Genomic DNA, 14,750 nt, shown 5'->3' with positions numbered 1-14,750 from the left:
ACTAAATTTAGAATTGAAGATTACTAAATGGAATGCTGACGATTAGCTATCTTTATCAACCAACATAAATAAGCTTGTGAATCAACGTTTTAGCGCCTTTCACAAGCTTATTTCAGTTTACTATTAATTTGTGTATTATTTATTATTTTGATTTAAATACTCATTAATTGCTAACTTTAATGTTGTAATTACTTCTTTTAAAACAGAATCATTGGTAAAAGATTCCATATAAGCAATACCATATGGGGAAATCTCATGATAATCAATCGGTACATAAGTAATATCATCGGCACGGTTATCAGCAATAAAGTTTGGGATAATCCCATAACCCCAGCCAGCTTTAACATAAATGTTCATTGCCAAAAAGTCTTGGACAAACTTAATATGTTCCATACCCATGCGATTAATTAGTTCGTTTTGAAAATTCATTTGAACATTCAAAGAACTATTAGGATCAAGTAGGAAAAGTTCTTCTTTTTCCAAGTCATCTAAAAGAAGCCGTGACCTTTGAGCTAAGCGCGAATTAGGTGGACAAGCCAAAACCACCCTGCCTTGAATTAAAGGTGAAAAATGAACATCATCCACAACATTAACATCATCTCGGGCAATCGCACATAGATCAACATGGTGATTGAGTAGTTCACCAATTGAATTATTTAACACAAAGACAAATTGGATATTAAGGTTACTTTGTGCTGCTCGCAATTTTTTTAAAAAAATGGGCAAAATCTTTTGTTCTAATGGCGTATCGCACACCCCAATTCGTAAAAGTGTTTCTGGGTCATTCTTCTTACTTTGTAAATATGCCACTGTATAATCCATATCATCGACAATGTTGCGAGCAACACGATAAAAATACTTTCCAGCATCAGTAAGAGAGATACGGTGATGGGCACGATTAATTAGCGTTACACCAATCGTATTCTCTAAATCTTTAATATTTTTGGAAACAGCTGATTGAGAAAAGTTCATTCGCTCTGCCGCAATCGTAAAGCTAGAATTATCTACTGCCTTGATAAAACAGCGTAACTGGGTAAAATTCATTCTTTTATTCTCCGCAATTGCTAATTGACTAACATAAAATTATTTCACCTTAATTATAAACTTTAACCATTCAAAAAGACCATTGTTGCCAACGGTCTTTTTTTAAACTAATTACTAGTTAATTTGGCTTAATGCATCTAAAACTGCATCCCGTAATCCTCGGCTTGTACTAGAAGCACCTGAGACTGCATCAACATCAACACTATTATGTTCAACCATTTCCTGAGGTAAAATATTAATCGCTTTTTGCCCATAATCCGCTGATTCAGCTTGTTTTAATACCTCAATTTGTTTCAGATTTTTCTGTTTATCAGCGGTAACTCGTACAACAATTTCATCACCCATTCCACGGCTTGAACGACCAATATATTGGTTTTCACCCGTTGGATAATTTTCTGTTTGTATATCTGAAGTTAAATAACTTGCTTGTTCTGATGCACCGCTTGCTACATCAGTTTTACTGTTTGATTTTGGCTTTGCTGCATTTTCGCCAGCAATTTTACCCCAAATCAAACATTCTGCCAAGTTTCCACCACCTTGATATTGATTAGCACAAATTCCGCCCAATTCACCTGCAGAGTACAAATTTGGTATCGGATTACCTTTAGTATCCAAAACCTCTGCTTTAGTATTTCTTCTTGGACCACCTTGGGTATTAAGCATGGTTTGTTCCATTTTAACTGCAAAAATTTTACTGCCAACAAAGGCGCGCATAGAGTGCGGATCACGGTGAAATTCGGGATCATTTTGTTCATTTGCTGCCTTATTAAAGCGATCAACTGTAGTTTGCAAAATCGTAGAATCAAGCCCAATTTTTTCAGCTAATTCACTAACTGATTCGGCCATAATTACATGATCACAATATGGTTTGTACTCACCAATAATTGGATCGTTATCCAATTCTTGCTTCTTATTTTCATCAAAAATCAAATATGGATGGTCTTGATTCATTGGCACTTTCCATTGACCATGATTTTTAATATGACCATGACGATTTTCTTCTGCTTCGTTAAAGTATCTAGTTCCATCGTCACCAACCACAAATACGCTGCCATGAGTTACTTTTTCATTTTGTACACCAAACATCAGTCGCCCACGTTCACCCTTTTGCACCGCAAACGTCATCCCATGTAGCAATCCTAAAGATTCAAAATTGTTCATGTGCCAAAAATCTGCTCCTATTTCTTGAGCCATTCTGATGCCATCACCCTTATTATATAAAGTGCCTAAAGGAGCTAGTTTAGTTGCGCCTAAATAGTCTTCAATCATCTTTTGATTGTTTTCAAAACCGCCAGTAGTCATAATCACACCATTTTTAGCCTGAACTTTGAGTGATTTCCCTTTACGTTCGATTACTACACCCTCAATTTGGCGAGTCTCAGGATCTTGGATTAACTCTGTCGCTGGAGTATCATATAAAACATCAATCTTATCCTTGCGTTTTTGAACTTGTGATTTTAAATTTTGCCATAGTGACGCATCAAACCATGTTTGAGCTACGGTTGTAAAATCATATGTTTCTGAGCCTTCAAACTCAGGATATTCTTCAAATGCCCAACGTGTTTCTGGTGCATAATCTTTTGCACTGCATGGCTTCACACCTAAGTAGTTAGATACATAATTAGGCATATCAACCATTCCTTTAACAAAGGTATCAATCATATCTTCATCAAGCGACATTGGTTTTGTTAAATTTTTATAATACTTTTTACTTTCGGTGAAATCATCACCAGTTCCTAACAATTGTGCAGAATAGCGAGTATTGCCACCTTCATGTCCTTCAGGTGCCGCATCAACCAACAATACTTTAGCACCGTTATCTGCTGCAAATCGAGCTGCAGTTGCACCAGCACCACCAAAGCCTAATACAACAACATCATAATTAGCATCCCAATCAATACCATTTTGATAAATCATATTATTTCTCCTTAATGAAATCGCTTTAACTGTTAATATGTTAATTATATCACATACATAATAATAGAACAATATATCAAATAATCGCTCACCAACAATGATGAGCGATTTTCAATTAATTATTAAGATATTTAGCCAGTTTTTTACCCTTTAATCCAGCACTAAGTCCAACCAACAACTTGATTCGAGCCTTAGGACCCGTAAGGCCGCGGCAAAAAATAATACCCATTTTTGCTAAGTTGACGCCGCCACCCTCATAGTCATAAACCGGTTCGGCTATTCCATTAAAGCAACGTGAAACTAATACTAACGGGATATGATTATCAAGAAGTGCCTGCAAGACTGGCAATGTTTGTGGTGGCATATTACCCGCACCTAGCGCTTCAATCACAATTCCATTAGTCGATGAATTATTTAAAGCTTGTAAAAGCTCTGACCCCATCCCTGCGAATGCCTTAACCAAAAAGACCCGATCGACAACATGATCAATTGGCAAATGCGGCAGCGGTTTAATCGTTTGCACATAATTAACGTGACCATCAGAGACGATTCCAATCGGCCCAAATGTTGGCGTGCGAAATGTTGCCACATTAGTCGTATGTGTCTTGGTTACATAGCGTGCCGAATGAATTTCATCGTTCATCACAACAACGACACCTTTACCTACCGATTCCGGTGAACTAGCGACAATCACTGCGGCGCGAAAATTATATAAACCATCAGTCCCAATTTCATTTGAAGAGCGCATTGCACCAGTTAAAACAACAGGTATTTTACTCGAAATTGTTAAATCTAGAAAAATTGCTGTCTCTTCTAAAGTGTCCGTTCCGTGCGTAACTACCGCACCAAAAAAGCCCTCTTCTTCTGCTCGCCGAATTCTTAATGAAAGTTGTAACATATGTTTAGGATCCATATGGGGAGATGGCACATTGAAAATTTCCTCTGTCACTAATTCCACTTCACCTTGATTATCTAAAGACAGCTCTGCAAGTGGATTTTGCTTGTTCGGTTTGATATTGCCTGACTCATCTTCTGACATTGAAATCGTACCACCGGTGTGTAATACAAGAATTTTCTTAGACATAATAATACTCCTACTTAGAAATAAACCATGTATTTATTACTCGTATTATAACTGATTATGATTCTTAAACAACATAAAAACAGCCAGCTTCAATCATGATTGAAGCTGACTGTTTTAGCTTTATTCGCCATATACTTCTTTAGCAAGATCAAAAGCAGACCATGCCTTCGGCCATCCACAATAAAAGGCGAGGTGGGTAATTAATTCAACCATTTCTTCTTTGGTGACGCCATTTGTTTTCGCCATTCCCATATGAGCTTTTAATTGTGGAAAAGCACCTTGTGCCATCAAAGCGGCACAAGTAATTAAGCTGCGATCACGTGCTGGCATTTCTTTTTCACGTGACCAAACTTCACCAAATAAGACATCATCATTTAATTCGGCAAACTTAGGAGCAAATTTACCTAAGTTATCACGCCCAGCAGTTTGTTTTTTCATTATTAATCCTCCAATTGTTGATAATCTTCATCAGTTACTGGCTCAAGCCATTCAGGCGTACCGGCAGTGATTGCCAAATGTGAAAACCAACTATCTTTAGTTGCTCCATGCCAATGTTTAATACCATCATGAACCACAACAACATCACCGGGATGAAGCTTTCGGGCAGGTTGACCTTCTTCTTGGTACCATCCTTCACCAGCAGTTGCTAATAAAATTTGAAAACCGCCATTGTGCTTGTGCCAGTTATTACGGCATCCTGGTTCAAAACTAACATTTGCTACACCAACATTAACTTTAGGATCAGCAACCAAACTTTGTAGATAGCTTTGACCAATAAAATATTTTTGATATGCTTCGTTTTTATCGCCTAAAGCAAAAAGACCATTTTTTACCTCATCTTCATGATTATTCATTTTCATTTTTCTCCTTAATTCGCTTCAAATATGCCGCAAAGGTTTCATCATCTGAAATTGTCCGGTTTTGCTTTTCTTCGTACCAGTCAATTTTTTGATTTAATAATTTAATATTGTCAGTTAATTCCTCTAGCTGGCGCATTGCATTTTTCTGCACTTCTTTTAATAACGCTAGCCTGCCTGGAATCGTCCCATCACCTTGAGCACGCAAAGCAACATATTCCTTTAATTCGGTAATTGTCATTCCTGTGCCCTTCAAATGTAAGATAAATTCAAGCCATGACCGATCAGCATCGGTGTAAAAACGTTGACCAGACGCATCACGCTCGGGTGCTAATAGACCTTCTTGTTCATAATAGCGTAAAGTTGCTGGTGGTAAGTGTGTCAATTGACTGAATTGTCCAATATGATATCTTGCTGCTGTCTTCATTAGCTTCACCTCTTACATTATTAAGATAGCCCTTAAAGTACACTTTAAGTCAAGTGCTTTTATAAAAAAGAAAAAATTAAAAGGATTAACCCCCATAAATATTAGGTGTCAGTCCTTAATTAAGATTTATATTTTATGACCATATATAAGTTTGAATAATCTTATGCTTTTATAACAAAATATTATATTCTATTTTTAAATCGTTAAATTCCCAGTGCTTCAATAAGTCATTGGACTGTAATCGTCCAACCACTATACCGGGACTGATTTCAAGCTCATCAGCAAATTTTTTAATAGCTGCTTTTGAAAAATCATGACTATTTACAAACTTGGTATATTCTTTTTCCGGAATAAAAAAGTCTTCTGCAAATTTATCAGCTCGTTTTTCTTTTCTATGATATCCTTCTTTATCTTCATAATTAGAATAGAAGTCTTCATAATAAATATGACCTATTTCATGAACAAGCGAAAACCAAAAAATATCAGAAAATTTGTTTTTATCAGTAATTAATAATAAGATACTACCATTTTTAAATCTTTTTGTTGCACCATTTAGTCCAGCACCAGTGAGATTGGGAAAAGCTTCTAAAACAATACCACATTCTAATAAAATTTGTTCTAACTTAGGATAAAACTTACTAGGTTCTTGTATAGTCATCTTTCTAATAGTATTTAATTTACATTCCAAATTCGCTTTATTATATTTATTAGTAGTCTTATTTCTAGCATCATTAGAAGCCAGCTCAAGCATAACATTTGAGCAAACAATGGATTTTTCTTCATTTTTTGTATTGGATCTTCTATAACTTACCGCTGAATTAAATTCACGTAATTGAGAGATATTTGAATAATTAAGTAATTTTCTTAATTCGACAATTTTATCATTTTCACTGTATCTTTTGTTTTCAATAAAATTATTTTTTTTCAAATAAGAGCTGTCGATATATGAACAGATTTTTTTCTCATCGATATCTTTTTCATTTTCAATTGCCGCTATTTTAGCATCATAATTTGCTTGCAAATTTAACCATGTTCTAAGAGAAATTCCAGTTAATTTAGCTAATTTATTTGCCGTTGAAGTACTTAAATTTTCTTCTCCGTTAACCAATTTACTAACTGTTTTAGGAGAAACATCTAATCTAGTTGCAAATTCCGTTTGTGTGATATTTAGATTATCTATAATATCTTCAATATATGAACCCGGATGAAAAGCAATTAAGTCTTCATATTCAACTATATTACTCATAATGCTTACTAACCTCCGTTATCTTAATTATTGTTATGGAACTAGAATTTGTAAACACTTGTTTCTTATCATATTCATCAAAACAAGTTATCAGTCTATATTTGCTTCTTCGACCATCAATATCAATAGCATAATAGCCCTCAAGCTTCCCCTTTAAACCATGAAAATTAAATGTACCATTATTTATAATTGAATCCAAATTTTCAGCAGCTTCAATAAAATTAATCTTTTGAATTAATTTTCTTGCAATTTTATCAGAGAAATCTTTTTTTGCCTTCTTCAGTGAAGTACATTGCTGCCGTACTTTGTTATTCTTGTAAATAATCTCCATGTATTTTCTCCAATATCATGAAATTACCTTTCAGGTAATTTCATGATATTGCTTATTAATTTTCTTGTCAATATTTTTACAAAGCTTTTCAATACAAAAAAGACCACCTAAAAATTTATTATAGTGGTCTTTTTGATGTTAAAAATTATTAGAAAATCAGGTTAGTCATCCAATTTTTCTTTATTAACTACATTTAATTTATCATCAAATGTGTAAACTACTGGTTCACCAGTCTTCATTTCCAAGTTCATAATATCTTCATCAGAAATATTTTCGATGTACTTGGTTAATGCGCGAAGTGAATTACCATGAGCAGCAATAATGACATTCTTACCAGCTAATAAGTCTGGTGCAATGTGATCTTCCCAGAATGGCATTACCCGTCCTAAACAAACCTTAAGGTTTTCAGTCCGTGGAATGATGTTGGGGTCAAGATCAGCATAACGGCGGTCATGTACTTGACTAAATTCTGAATCATCTTCCAATTTTGGTGGTAAAACATCGTATGAACGTCGCCAAATGTGAACTTGCTCGTCACCATACTTGTCTGCAGTTGCCTTCTTGTTTAAACCTTGCAAACCACCGTAATGACGTTCATTTAACCGCCATGATTTCGTTTCTGGTACCCAAAGTTGGTCACTTTCGGCTAATGCATAATGCAATGTCTTAATGGCACGAGTTAAAACAGAAGTATAAGCTTGGTCAAACTTTAAGCCATGCTTTTTAAGCAATTTACCTGCGTTCTTGGCTTCTTCAACACCTTTATCGGATAGGTCAACATCAACCCAACCAGTAAACTTGTTTTCAAGGTTCCATTCACTTTGACCGTGACGAATCAAAACTAATTTTGACATGAAATATCTCCTTTGCAAATTAAAAGTTTCACTTATTATTTTACACATTTACATTTTGTTTTCATAGAGTTTAGAACCAAAAATAATGTTTTAATTGCCTAATTTAAGCTACAATAGAGAAAGTAATGATTATCAGAAAGAGAAAAGTTCATCATGATGAAGTTCAAAAAATTATTTCTCGGTCTTGCAACAGTGACCGCACTATTTACCGGTGGTTGTTCACAAACAAAAAAGCAATCTGAACCGGTTTTAACAAAAACTGCCGCAATCAAAAAAGCACAACAGACTTTCAAAAGTGGTCAAGCTAAGCAATTAATTGATCTTAGTACTGATACAGCTAGTCAGGTTATTACAAGTTCTTATACCTTTGGTGGCAATCCCACTGTTTTTCACCTTAATTACCAAACTCAAGTTAAGGACAAAAACAATAATATCGAAGAATGGATCAGTAATACTAACAAAACTTATATTAATGGGCAAAGTAATTGGTATTACTCGGACCTTAAGCAAATGAGCGGCCATTCATACGCCGATCTACTTGACGCAATCATGAATAATAATTTGCTAATGAACCCACCACAAAAATTAGTTAACGCTTATAAAATGAAACGTTCCGGCAACACCTATACATTGACGGCCACAATTACCGACCCTAAAATTATGCGCGAGGCAGCCGAGCCGATTTTACTTACCAATACTCAAAGTCAGCGGCAATATCCTACCTACCACAAGTTAGTCAAAGCCGGCAAATATAAGAAGATGGACGTCAAACTCGTAATTAAAAACCAAAAATTAGCAACATTTAATTACAAAGTTAATTTACAAATAGGCAAAATGTTCCAAATGAATATTGGACAGAGTTATGCTAATATGCGTAATCAGGATTTTCTCAAGATACCGAATAATGTTTTAACGGCAAAACCACTGCCAAAGCAAAAAAAATAACTATCAAAAAACACCTAAGTTATAAAGTTAACCCCGAAATTGATTTTCGATCTAATCCAAAGGGTTAACTTCTTTGATTGTCTTCTTTTTATTATTAATCAAAGTGAATCTAGCTTCATTAAAAAAACATTACCTTGAAACTCAAGGTAATGTTTTTTGCTAAATATGCTGTTCACGTTTCCCAGTAACTGTATAGTCCATTGTTTGTTTCTTTGCTATAATCATATTTGAATTGAGAGCAAATTGTTTTGAGGGCGGTTGGCTGTTTTTCCTAGGAAAGGAGAAGGTGCTTATGGCGCGAAATTCTTCAGAAAGGTTGACAGTCATTGAGCGTTTATCATGCGCTAGAATTAGTGCTAGCATTCGCTACGTTTATTCTCGTCTTGCTGACTTATATCGACAAGCACAAGTAAACAAAAAGACCGTCCCAGCAAAACTTTGGCAGGTTATGGGATTGGTCTTTTTGATTAATTTATAATTTGCCAACCGCCTTTAAAGCGGCTGCTTGAAATTTAGAAGAGAAGTCTTGTTTATTCAAGGCTTCTTTTTCTTTTCTATTGTATTATAACATCTTTGGCTTTATTTTGTGCAAAAATTACAATATTAAATTGAACACCTGTATTAATTTGATAAATGCAATCTAGTTAGCGTTCAAATAATTCATCTGATGTCTGATAAGCCAAGATATTTTTTTGATCAGAATTCAACTTCATACCATCAAATGCAATACAATTATTCATGAAATACACAAATTTTTGTACTCTAATTGGTAAATCAATTCCTTCCAACTTTTCTTTTTGTAAATTCATTATTGTTTTATTTATCTCTCTATAAACTTTATTCAATTTAGTAAAAGAACTATTTTGTAAGCTCTTTTTTAAATCAGATAAAAGTTCAACATATTCTTCATTAGACATAATTAATGAAGCCCCGTAATCAGATCACCAGTAATATTACTAATGGTTGAGTTAATTAAACTTCCCCAATTTAGATCATACCAACTCGGTGTAACTGCAGAGACTATATTAGAACTTAACATCATTGCTCCAGACAAACTTAACATAGCTAAAAAACTAATTGATAAAATTCTTTGTTTTTTCATAATATACATCCTTAATATAATACTATATTATTTTATCTTATATAGTTTGGTTCATTTGATTTTAAATTAATAAAAATAATATTTATTTATTAGAGTACAGTCTATTGTTTGTTTCTTTGCTATAATTATATTTGAATTGAGAGCAAATTGTTTTGAGGGCGGTTGGCTGTTTTTCCTAGGAAAGGAGAAGGTGCTTATGGTGCGAAATTCTTCAGAAAGGTTGACAGTCATTGAGCGTTTATCATGCGCTAGAATTAGCGCTGGCATTCGCTACGTTTATTCTCGTCTTGTTGACTTATATCGACAAGCACAAGCAAACAAAAAGACCGTCCCAACAAAACTTTGGCGAGTTATGGGATTGGTCTTTTTGATTAACTTATAATTTGCCAACCGCCTTTAAAGCGGCTGCTTGAAATTCAGAAGAGAAGTCTTGTTTGTTCAAGGCTTCTTTTTCTTACAATCATATTGTAGCACGTTTGGCTTTATTTTATGCAAGAACTTGACTGCGTTATTGCATACTTTTCTCTATATCGTTTAACTGTTATTCGGCTAATACCTGTTAATTTTGCTACTCTTGTATCGTTAGCGCCTTTTTTATCCAATGCAAAAGCATGTTGTAATTGGGGACTATTTTAGAATATTTAGTTGATTTTGATGATTAGCTTTACTGTAGCTTTTTTCTTTGGCTTTTTTCTTTTTCATTTCATCATCTCCTTACATATTATGTAATGCACGCTTTTGGTAAATTGTTAAAAGTTAGTTTTATGTAAAATTTGTAGGCAATTCAAGTAGAAGGATTTTCTTCGTGTCATTGAAAACATTTCTATCTGGGGCAACAAACCAATATGTCGCCTCACTCGTAGCATCAACAAAGGCGGCTACACAATCAATTTGGGCTCTTTCAAGTTATCTTGACAATAAGATTGTTGTTGAAAGCGGAAACGGTTATGATTGTAAGTATGAGATAGTAAATTTCTTAATGGAGGTTTAATTATGAAACTAGGAATTATTGGTAGTGGCAAAATTGTGCATGATTTTTTACAAACCGCAGATAAAATCACTAATTTAGAATTGACCGCAATTTCAACTACCAAACGCAGTCAAGCGATTGCACAGGACTTGGCACAAAGATACGGTATTCGTGATGTCTTTGACGATAATGCGCAATTATGTAGTGATAATAGTGTTGATACTGTCTATGTTGCCGTACCTAATTCATTACATTATGAAATTGTTAAGCAGGCAATTATGGCAAACAAAAATGTCATCTGTGAGAAGCCATATGTTGAAACTGTAGCTGAAGCTGAAGAACTTAAGCAACTTGCTGATCAACATAATGTAATCATCGTTGAGGCAATCACCAATTTACATTTGCCCAACTATCAAGCAATTAAAACGGCACTAGCCCAAATTGCTCCAATTCACATTATTTCTCTTAACTACACCCAATATTCTAGTCGCTATGATGATTTTTTAGCAGATAAGATTGCACCTGTCTTTGACCCTAAAAAAGACGGGGGAACTCTGATGGATTTAAATATTTATAATATTCACTTGGCTGTTGGTCTTTTTGGTAAGCCCCAATCCGTTCAATACTACCCTGTTATGCAAAAAAAGATCGATACTTCTGGCATTCTGAATCTAACCTACCCAGATAAACAGGCTGTATTAATAGCATCGAAGGACTGCTACACTACTCCACGTTCCTTTATTGAAGGAGAGAAAGGAACAATCCATTTTGATGGTTCTACCGGAGTCCTTAATTCCTTTACAATCGAACTGCGTAATGGTGACACTCAGCGTTACAATTATAATAAGTTTCTGCACCGGATGGCTAGCGAATTTACTGACTTTGTTAAAATTATTGACCAACATGATGTTCAGACTGCCAATATGCTATATCATCACAGCATTAATGTAATGGATGTCTTGGCCCAAGCAAAAGCCTCCGTCAATCATTAACTTGTAAGTTTGCTTCCTTTGACCAGTTTCAATTTTGGAGATTGTTGATTTAGCAACATTAGCCTTTTCAGCAATTCTCGCTTTACCAAGATAAACAAAAGCTCACCATTATTCTTTTGGCTTGATCACGCCTTAGACTTTACCCAATATAGCCGGCATGGCCTTAAAATTTAAAGCGGGCTAAGAGTTATATCTTAGGCAACTGGCAAGCCATTTTAAATATTCACGATTCTGCTTATCAGCACTGTACTGCTAAAGGTCACATCAGTCATTATTTATCAGAAAGCCTGGGGCGATTATTAAACATGTTACAACCAAAGGCTTATACTTTAGACATTAATGATAAAAATAAATCTATTCAAGGAGTGGTTATCCCAGATAAATTTATGTATCAGCAAATAAGGGGGAGTAATAGAAGCAAGTCATTTAGAGTGGGAATTCTGAAAAAGTGATATTGAATACATCTTAGATTATGTAATTAATCCTAATCCTCAATAACTTAAAAGGATTGATAAAATTTGGGGTAAAGATAATGAGTGATCGAATTGCTAAATTAATTGTTTGAAGACACTCTTGATCGAGCAGTAGCCTTTAAACAAAATACTCAAACAACAGCAAGAACTGTCTGACCTTATCAAGACAGTTTGGGCTATAATTATTGATAGTGAGGTAAAAAATATTGGATTACGAAGATAAGTTTCACTTAACAGCAGAAGAAAATAGACGATTTGCTAAAACGAATCTAACCAAGCTAGTTTTTACCAATTCACGTTTTGAAGGTTTAACTACGACTATGCCGCAAACTCAAACAATTATTGACGGTTTGGGAGTTGACGGTGTATCGATTGACGATATTAATACGATTGTGCAGCTAAAAAGAGGTTGGCAATTTATAATTAATAATAAAGAGCCTTTAACTTTAGCAACAGAAAAAAAAATTAATGCAATTGTTGCTCGTGATAGTGCCGCTTTCCCTGGTTACTTACGAAACGGAACTGGCGGTGTAAGTACCTATCGAGGTGATTTTGAACCGCCAATAATTGACGAACAAGAGCAAGAGCATTATTTGAATTCAATTTTAGCAAGTAAGCGCACCACTACCGATAAGGCATTGACCATTATGTATCACAATATGCGTGAGCAGATGTTTTACGATGGTAATAAACGGACAGCCACAATTGCTGCTAATAAGATAATGATTGATAACGGAGCAGGGCTAATTAATGTACCGCTAGATTATTGGACCACTTGGCAGAAGATGTTAGCCGATTATTACTTTTCCAATGATATGACAAAATTGAAAGATTGGACGTATAAACATGGTATTCAAGGCATGGAGCCTAATTTACGTGCTCGTTCACAAAATGTTGGTAAAGAAATTTCTCCAGATGAACAAGCAAAGAATCTTTCGGAATTTAAACACTTTAGAGACACATTAGATGATGACGGATTTGGATTATCATAATTAGCATTAGCAACACAAACAGCCTAACAGAAATGATGTGACCACTAAAATTTGGGCAATGTCATTAAGTTAAGCAACACTCTTTTTTAGGTGATGCTGGTTAAAGCTAGGTAGATATTACCAAAAATTGAATAGCGTTTAGCAACTTAGATCTTAAATCAACGGCAAAAGTCATATCATAGCTCCATTTTTATAAACTATTAGAATTATGATTGCTTAGATAGGGAAAAGAATGCAAGCAAAAAGCCCAGTTAAAGTTAATTAACTGAGCTTTTTGGCCTAACTTAATGACATTACCTAATTATAGGGTTCAGATTAAGGATCGCATTTTTATCTAAAATTAACTACTTTCACAAATTGTGTTGGACTAATGGCGTAGTAGCGCTTGCCAGCAATTGTAACTTGACCACCGTAAGTCTGAATGCTGTGGTTGCGTAATAATTTCGGATCAGTCGTACGCCGACCCGCAGTATCGTAAGTATAAGCATTCCGAGTTAGTATACGCTTCTTGCCAACAATATTACTTGCGACAATATATTCATTATCTCCTATTTGCAAATATTGCTTATTATTAATCAACTTCGCAGCTGTCACCGTGACAGTTGTGCCAGCGGTTTTTAGTCCTGAATTGGTACGTTGACCAGTTGCATCATATGTATAAGCATCATGCATCAAGGTCTTATTACCAGTTGGCAGTTTAGAAGTGGTATCTTTTCCGGCACCAACATCACTTTGCCCAGTATCAGTAGCCGAATTGTTATTGCCCGCATCTGGCTTAGCGCCAGTATCAGCTCCTTGCAAGTCGTAGTAATACTTGACCAAAGAATAAAATTGATCCATCGAATAGCCCCACTTGTTAAAGTAACCATCAGGGTCAGTATGATTCGTTCCGCCTAAAAAGCGCGAAACGGCATGGTGCGACCAGATTGTGCCGCTGCCTGTGTTGCAGGCATTGGATGGCACAAGATTATAGCGATGCAAGAGCTTAGCCGCATAGATTGCGTCATTGTTGACACTCTTAGCAAAGTTATCCCTAGTGTTTTCTTGGCAAAGTTCAATTTGAATAAATCGATTATTGGCATTGGCACCAGCACCCCAAACACCATAGTTGGGCGTCATCATCTGAATAACTTGTTGACTGTCAACAAAGGCGTGAACGTAGGAATACATGTTCATCCACTCACGGTTGAAATAAATCGCCTCATTATAGGCTGATGCACCCGGTGTGGCCGTTTCATGAATAACAATTCCTTCAGGTTTACCTTTGCGATAATATATCTTATTACCATTGGCATAAAACTTATTGTATTGAATGTTCTGTGTTTGCAACATTTTATTCAAAAAAGTTACACCAACATAACTGTTTTGTTTAGCTATTGAATTAATTGATGCGGCTTCTACCGCTTGACTTTGATTTGTTTGATAAATAGGAGCAACTAAACCTACCCCGATAGCAATAGTAGTTATTAGTTTTTTGAGCTTCATTCTAACCGTTCATTCCTCATTTCTGCTTAGC

General features: G+C 35.1%; 18 protein-coding genes. 5 read left to right on the top strand and 13 right to left on the bottom strand.

What is annotated here, in order from left to right; translation table 11 throughout:
• Positions 1 to 135: 135 nt before the first annotated feature.
• The 9 genes from ACYIAQ_RS02700 to ACYIAQ_RS02660 all read right to left on the bottom strand — a co-directional run bounded on the left by ACYIAQ_RS02700 (position 136) and on the right by ACYIAQ_RS02660 (position 7,760).
• Positions 136 to 1,044: a LysR family transcriptional regulator gene (locus ACYIAQ_RS02700; RefSeq protein WP_122019084.1), complete on the bottom strand. Its 909-nt coding sequence runs from the start codon at positions 1,042 to 1,044 to the stop codon at positions 136 to 138.
• Positions 1,045 to 1,158: 114 nt separating this feature from the next.
• Positions 1,159 to 2,961 carry an FAD-binding protein gene (locus ACYIAQ_RS02695; RefSeq protein WP_483562475.1) on the bottom strand — a complete coding sequence of 601 codons (1,803 nt, stop codon included), beginning with the start codon at positions 2,959 to 2,961 and terminating at the stop codon, positions 1,159 to 1,161.
• A 115-nt stretch (positions 2,962 to 3,076) separates the two neighbouring features.
• Positions 3,077 to 4,045: an asparaginase gene (locus ACYIAQ_RS02690; protein ID WP_483562474.1), complete on the bottom strand. Its 969-nt coding sequence runs from the start codon at positions 4,043 to 4,045 to the stop codon at positions 3,077 to 3,079.
• Positions 4,046 to 4,165: 120 nt separating this feature from the next.
• Positions 4,166 to 4,486 carry a carboxymuconolactone decarboxylase family protein gene (locus ACYIAQ_RS02685; protein WP_483562512.1) on the bottom strand — a complete coding sequence of 107 codons (321 nt, stop codon included), beginning with the start codon at positions 4,484 to 4,486 and terminating at the stop codon, positions 4,166 to 4,168.
• The gene (locus ACYIAQ_RS02680) at positions 4,486 to 4,899 is read right to left on the bottom strand and encodes a cupin domain-containing protein (protein WP_483562473.1); all 414 of its coding nucleotides are present in this window, start codon (positions 4,897 to 4,899) and stop codon (positions 4,486 to 4,488) included. Before ACYIAQ_RS02680 ends, ACYIAQ_RS02685 begins: the two co-directional genes overlap by 1 nt.
• On the bottom strand, positions 4,892 to 5,329 hold the full coding sequence (locus ACYIAQ_RS02675) for a MerR family transcriptional regulator (protein WP_483562472.1): 438 nt from the start codon (positions 5,327 to 5,329) through the stop codon (positions 4,892 to 4,894). The genes ACYIAQ_RS02680 and ACYIAQ_RS02675 overlap by 8 nt, the downstream gene beginning before the upstream one ends.
• A gap of 169 nt (positions 5,330 to 5,498) precedes the next feature.
• Complete coding sequence (locus ACYIAQ_RS02670; protein WP_483562471.1) at positions 5,499 to 6,575, bottom strand: HigA family addiction module antitoxin; 1,077 nt, start codon at positions 6,573 to 6,575, stop codon at positions 5,499 to 5,501.
• Positions 6,568 to 6,906, bottom strand: a complete 339-nt coding sequence (locus ACYIAQ_RS02665) for a hypothetical protein (protein ID WP_483562470.1) — start codon at positions 6,904 to 6,906, stop codon at positions 6,568 to 6,570. The genes ACYIAQ_RS02670 and ACYIAQ_RS02665 overlap by 8 nt, the downstream gene beginning before the upstream one ends.
• 161 nt (positions 6,907 to 7,067) lie before the next feature.
• Positions 7,068 to 7,760 carry a 2,3-diphosphoglycerate-dependent phosphoglycerate mutase gene (locus tag ACYIAQ_RS02660; RefSeq protein ID WP_122019095.1) on the bottom strand — a complete coding sequence of 231 codons (693 nt, stop codon included), beginning with the start codon at positions 7,758 to 7,760 and terminating at the stop codon, positions 7,068 to 7,070.
• A 153-nt stretch (positions 7,761 to 7,913) separates the two neighbouring features.
• On the opposite strand from ACYIAQ_RS02660, the gene ACYIAQ_RS02655 reads away from it, so the two are divergent.
• Both ACYIAQ_RS02655 and ACYIAQ_RS02650 read left to right on the top strand, forming a co-directional pair.
• On the top strand, positions 7,914 to 8,705 hold the full coding sequence (locus ACYIAQ_RS02655) for a DUF6612 family protein (RefSeq protein WP_483562469.1): 792 nt from the start codon (positions 7,914 to 7,916) through the stop codon (positions 8,703 to 8,705).
• A gap of 292 nt (positions 8,706 to 8,997) precedes the next feature.
• Positions 8,998 to 9,183, top strand: a complete 186-nt coding sequence (locus tag ACYIAQ_RS02650; RefSeq protein ID WP_483562468.1) for a hypothetical protein — start codon at positions 8,998 to 9,000, stop codon at positions 9,181 to 9,183.
• Positions 9,184 to 9,349: 166 nt separating this feature from the next.
• Here the strand turns inward: ACYIAQ_RS02650 and ACYIAQ_RS02645 are convergent, their stop codons facing one another.
• Positions 9,350 to 9,622, bottom strand: coding sequence for a hypothetical protein (locus ACYIAQ_RS02645; RefSeq protein WP_483562467.1), 273 nt, complete (start codon positions 9,620 to 9,622; stop codon positions 9,350 to 9,352).
• 2 nt (positions 9,623 to 9,624) lie between these two features.
• The gene (locus tag ACYIAQ_RS02640) at positions 9,625 to 9,807 is read right to left on the bottom strand and encodes a hypothetical protein (protein WP_483562466.1); all 183 of its coding nucleotides are present in this window, start codon (positions 9,805 to 9,807) and stop codon (positions 9,625 to 9,627) included.
• A gap of 196 nt (positions 9,808 to 10,003) precedes the next feature.
• Here ACYIAQ_RS02640 and ACYIAQ_RS02635 point away from each other — a divergent pair, with 196 nt between their 5' ends.
• Together ACYIAQ_RS02635 and ACYIAQ_RS02630 are read left to right on the top strand one after the other, a co-directional pair.
• Positions 10,004 to 10,189 carry a hypothetical protein gene (locus ACYIAQ_RS02635; protein WP_483562465.1) on the top strand — a complete coding sequence of 62 codons (186 nt, stop codon included), beginning with the start codon at positions 10,004 to 10,006 and terminating at the stop codon, positions 10,187 to 10,189.
• 611 nt (positions 10,190 to 10,800) lie between these two features.
• The gene (locus ACYIAQ_RS02630; RefSeq protein WP_483562464.1) at positions 10,801 to 11,769 is read left to right on the top strand and encodes a Gfo/Idh/MocA family protein; all 969 of its coding nucleotides are present in this window, start codon (positions 10,801 to 10,803) and stop codon (positions 11,767 to 11,769) included.
• Here ACYIAQ_RS02630 and ACYIAQ_RS02625 read toward each other — a convergent pair.
• Positions 11,704 to 11,844 (bottom strand): hypothetical protein, encoded by a 141-nt coding sequence (locus tag ACYIAQ_RS02625; RefSeq protein ID WP_369916879.1) that lies wholly within the window; start codon positions 11,842 to 11,844, stop codon positions 11,704 to 11,706. The genes ACYIAQ_RS02630 and ACYIAQ_RS02625 overlap by 66 nt on opposite strands.
• A 604-nt stretch (positions 11,845 to 12,448) precedes the next feature.
• Between ACYIAQ_RS02625 and ACYIAQ_RS02620 the strand changes: the two genes are divergently transcribed.
• Positions 12,449 to 13,234 carry a Fic family protein gene (locus ACYIAQ_RS02620; protein ID WP_369916872.1) on the top strand — a complete coding sequence of 262 codons (786 nt, stop codon included), beginning with the start codon at positions 12,449 to 12,451 and terminating at the stop codon, positions 13,232 to 13,234.
• Between the two features lie 330 nt (positions 13,235 to 13,564).
• Here the strand turns inward: ACYIAQ_RS02620 and ACYIAQ_RS02615 are convergent, their stop codons facing one another.
• Complete coding sequence (locus ACYIAQ_RS02615; RefSeq protein WP_483562463.1) at positions 13,565 to 14,719, bottom strand: SLAP domain-containing protein; 1,155 nt, start codon at positions 14,717 to 14,719, stop codon at positions 13,565 to 13,567.
• Positions 14,720 to 14,750 lie beyond the last annotated feature (31 nt).

The sequence above is a fragment of the Lactobacillus sp. X-49 genome, assembly GCF_057063645.1.
Note: the sequence above shows the minus strand (reverse complement) of the source record. Positions and strands in the feature narration are given on the sequence as shown.

Coding starts and splice junctions, on each gene's coding strand:
- ACYIAQ_RS02700 (WP_122019084.1), bottom strand. CDS start 1,044: ATGAATTTTACCCAGTTACGCTGTTTTATCAAGGCAGTAGATAATTCT.
- ACYIAQ_RS02695 (WP_483562475.1), bottom strand. CDS start 2,961: ATGATTTATCAAAATGGTATTGATTGGGATGCTAATTATGATGTTGTT.
- ACYIAQ_RS02690 (WP_483562474.1), bottom strand. CDS start 4,045: ATGTCTAAGAAAATTCTTGTATTACACACCGGTGGTACGATTTCAATG.
- ACYIAQ_RS02680 (WP_483562473.1), bottom strand. CDS start 4,899: ATGAATAATCATGAAGATGAGGTAAAAAATGGTCTTTTTGCTTTAGGC.
- ACYIAQ_RS02675 (WP_483562472.1), bottom strand. CDS start 5,329: ATGAAGACAGCAGCAAGATATCATATTGGACAATTCAGTCAATTGACA.
- ACYIAQ_RS02670 (WP_483562471.1), bottom strand. CDS start 6,575: ATGAGTAATATAGTTGAATATGAAGACTTAATTGCTTTTCATCCGGGT.
- ACYIAQ_RS02665 (WP_483562470.1), bottom strand. CDS start 6,906: ATGGAGATTATTTACAAGAATAACAAAGTACGGCAGCAATGTACTTCA.
- ACYIAQ_RS02660 (WP_122019095.1), bottom strand. CDS start 7,760: ATGTCAAAATTAGTTTTGATTCGTCACGGTCAAAGTGAATGGAACCTT.
- ACYIAQ_RS02655 (WP_483562469.1), top strand. CDS start 7,914: ATGATGAAGTTCAAAAAATTATTTCTCGGTCTTGCAACAGTGACCGCA.
- ACYIAQ_RS02650 (WP_483562468.1), top strand. CDS start 8,998: ATGGCGCGAAATTCTTCAGAAAGGTTGACAGTCATTGAGCGTTTATCA.
- ACYIAQ_RS02645 (WP_483562467.1), bottom strand. CDS start 9,622: ATGTCTAATGAAGAATATGTTGAACTTTTATCTGATTTAAAAAAGAGC.
- ACYIAQ_RS02640 (WP_483562466.1), bottom strand. CDS start 9,807: ATGAAAAAACAAAGAATTTTATCAATTAGTTTTTTAGCTATGTTAAGT.
- ACYIAQ_RS02635 (WP_483562465.1), top strand. CDS start 10,004: ATGGTGCGAAATTCTTCAGAAAGGTTGACAGTCATTGAGCGTTTATCA.
- ACYIAQ_RS02630 (WP_483562464.1), top strand. CDS start 10,801: ATGAAACTAGGAATTATTGGTAGTGGCAAAATTGTGCATGATTTTTTA.
- ACYIAQ_RS02615 (WP_483562463.1), bottom strand. CDS start 14,719: ATGAAGCTCAAAAAACTAATAACTACTATTGCTATCGGGGTAGGTTTA.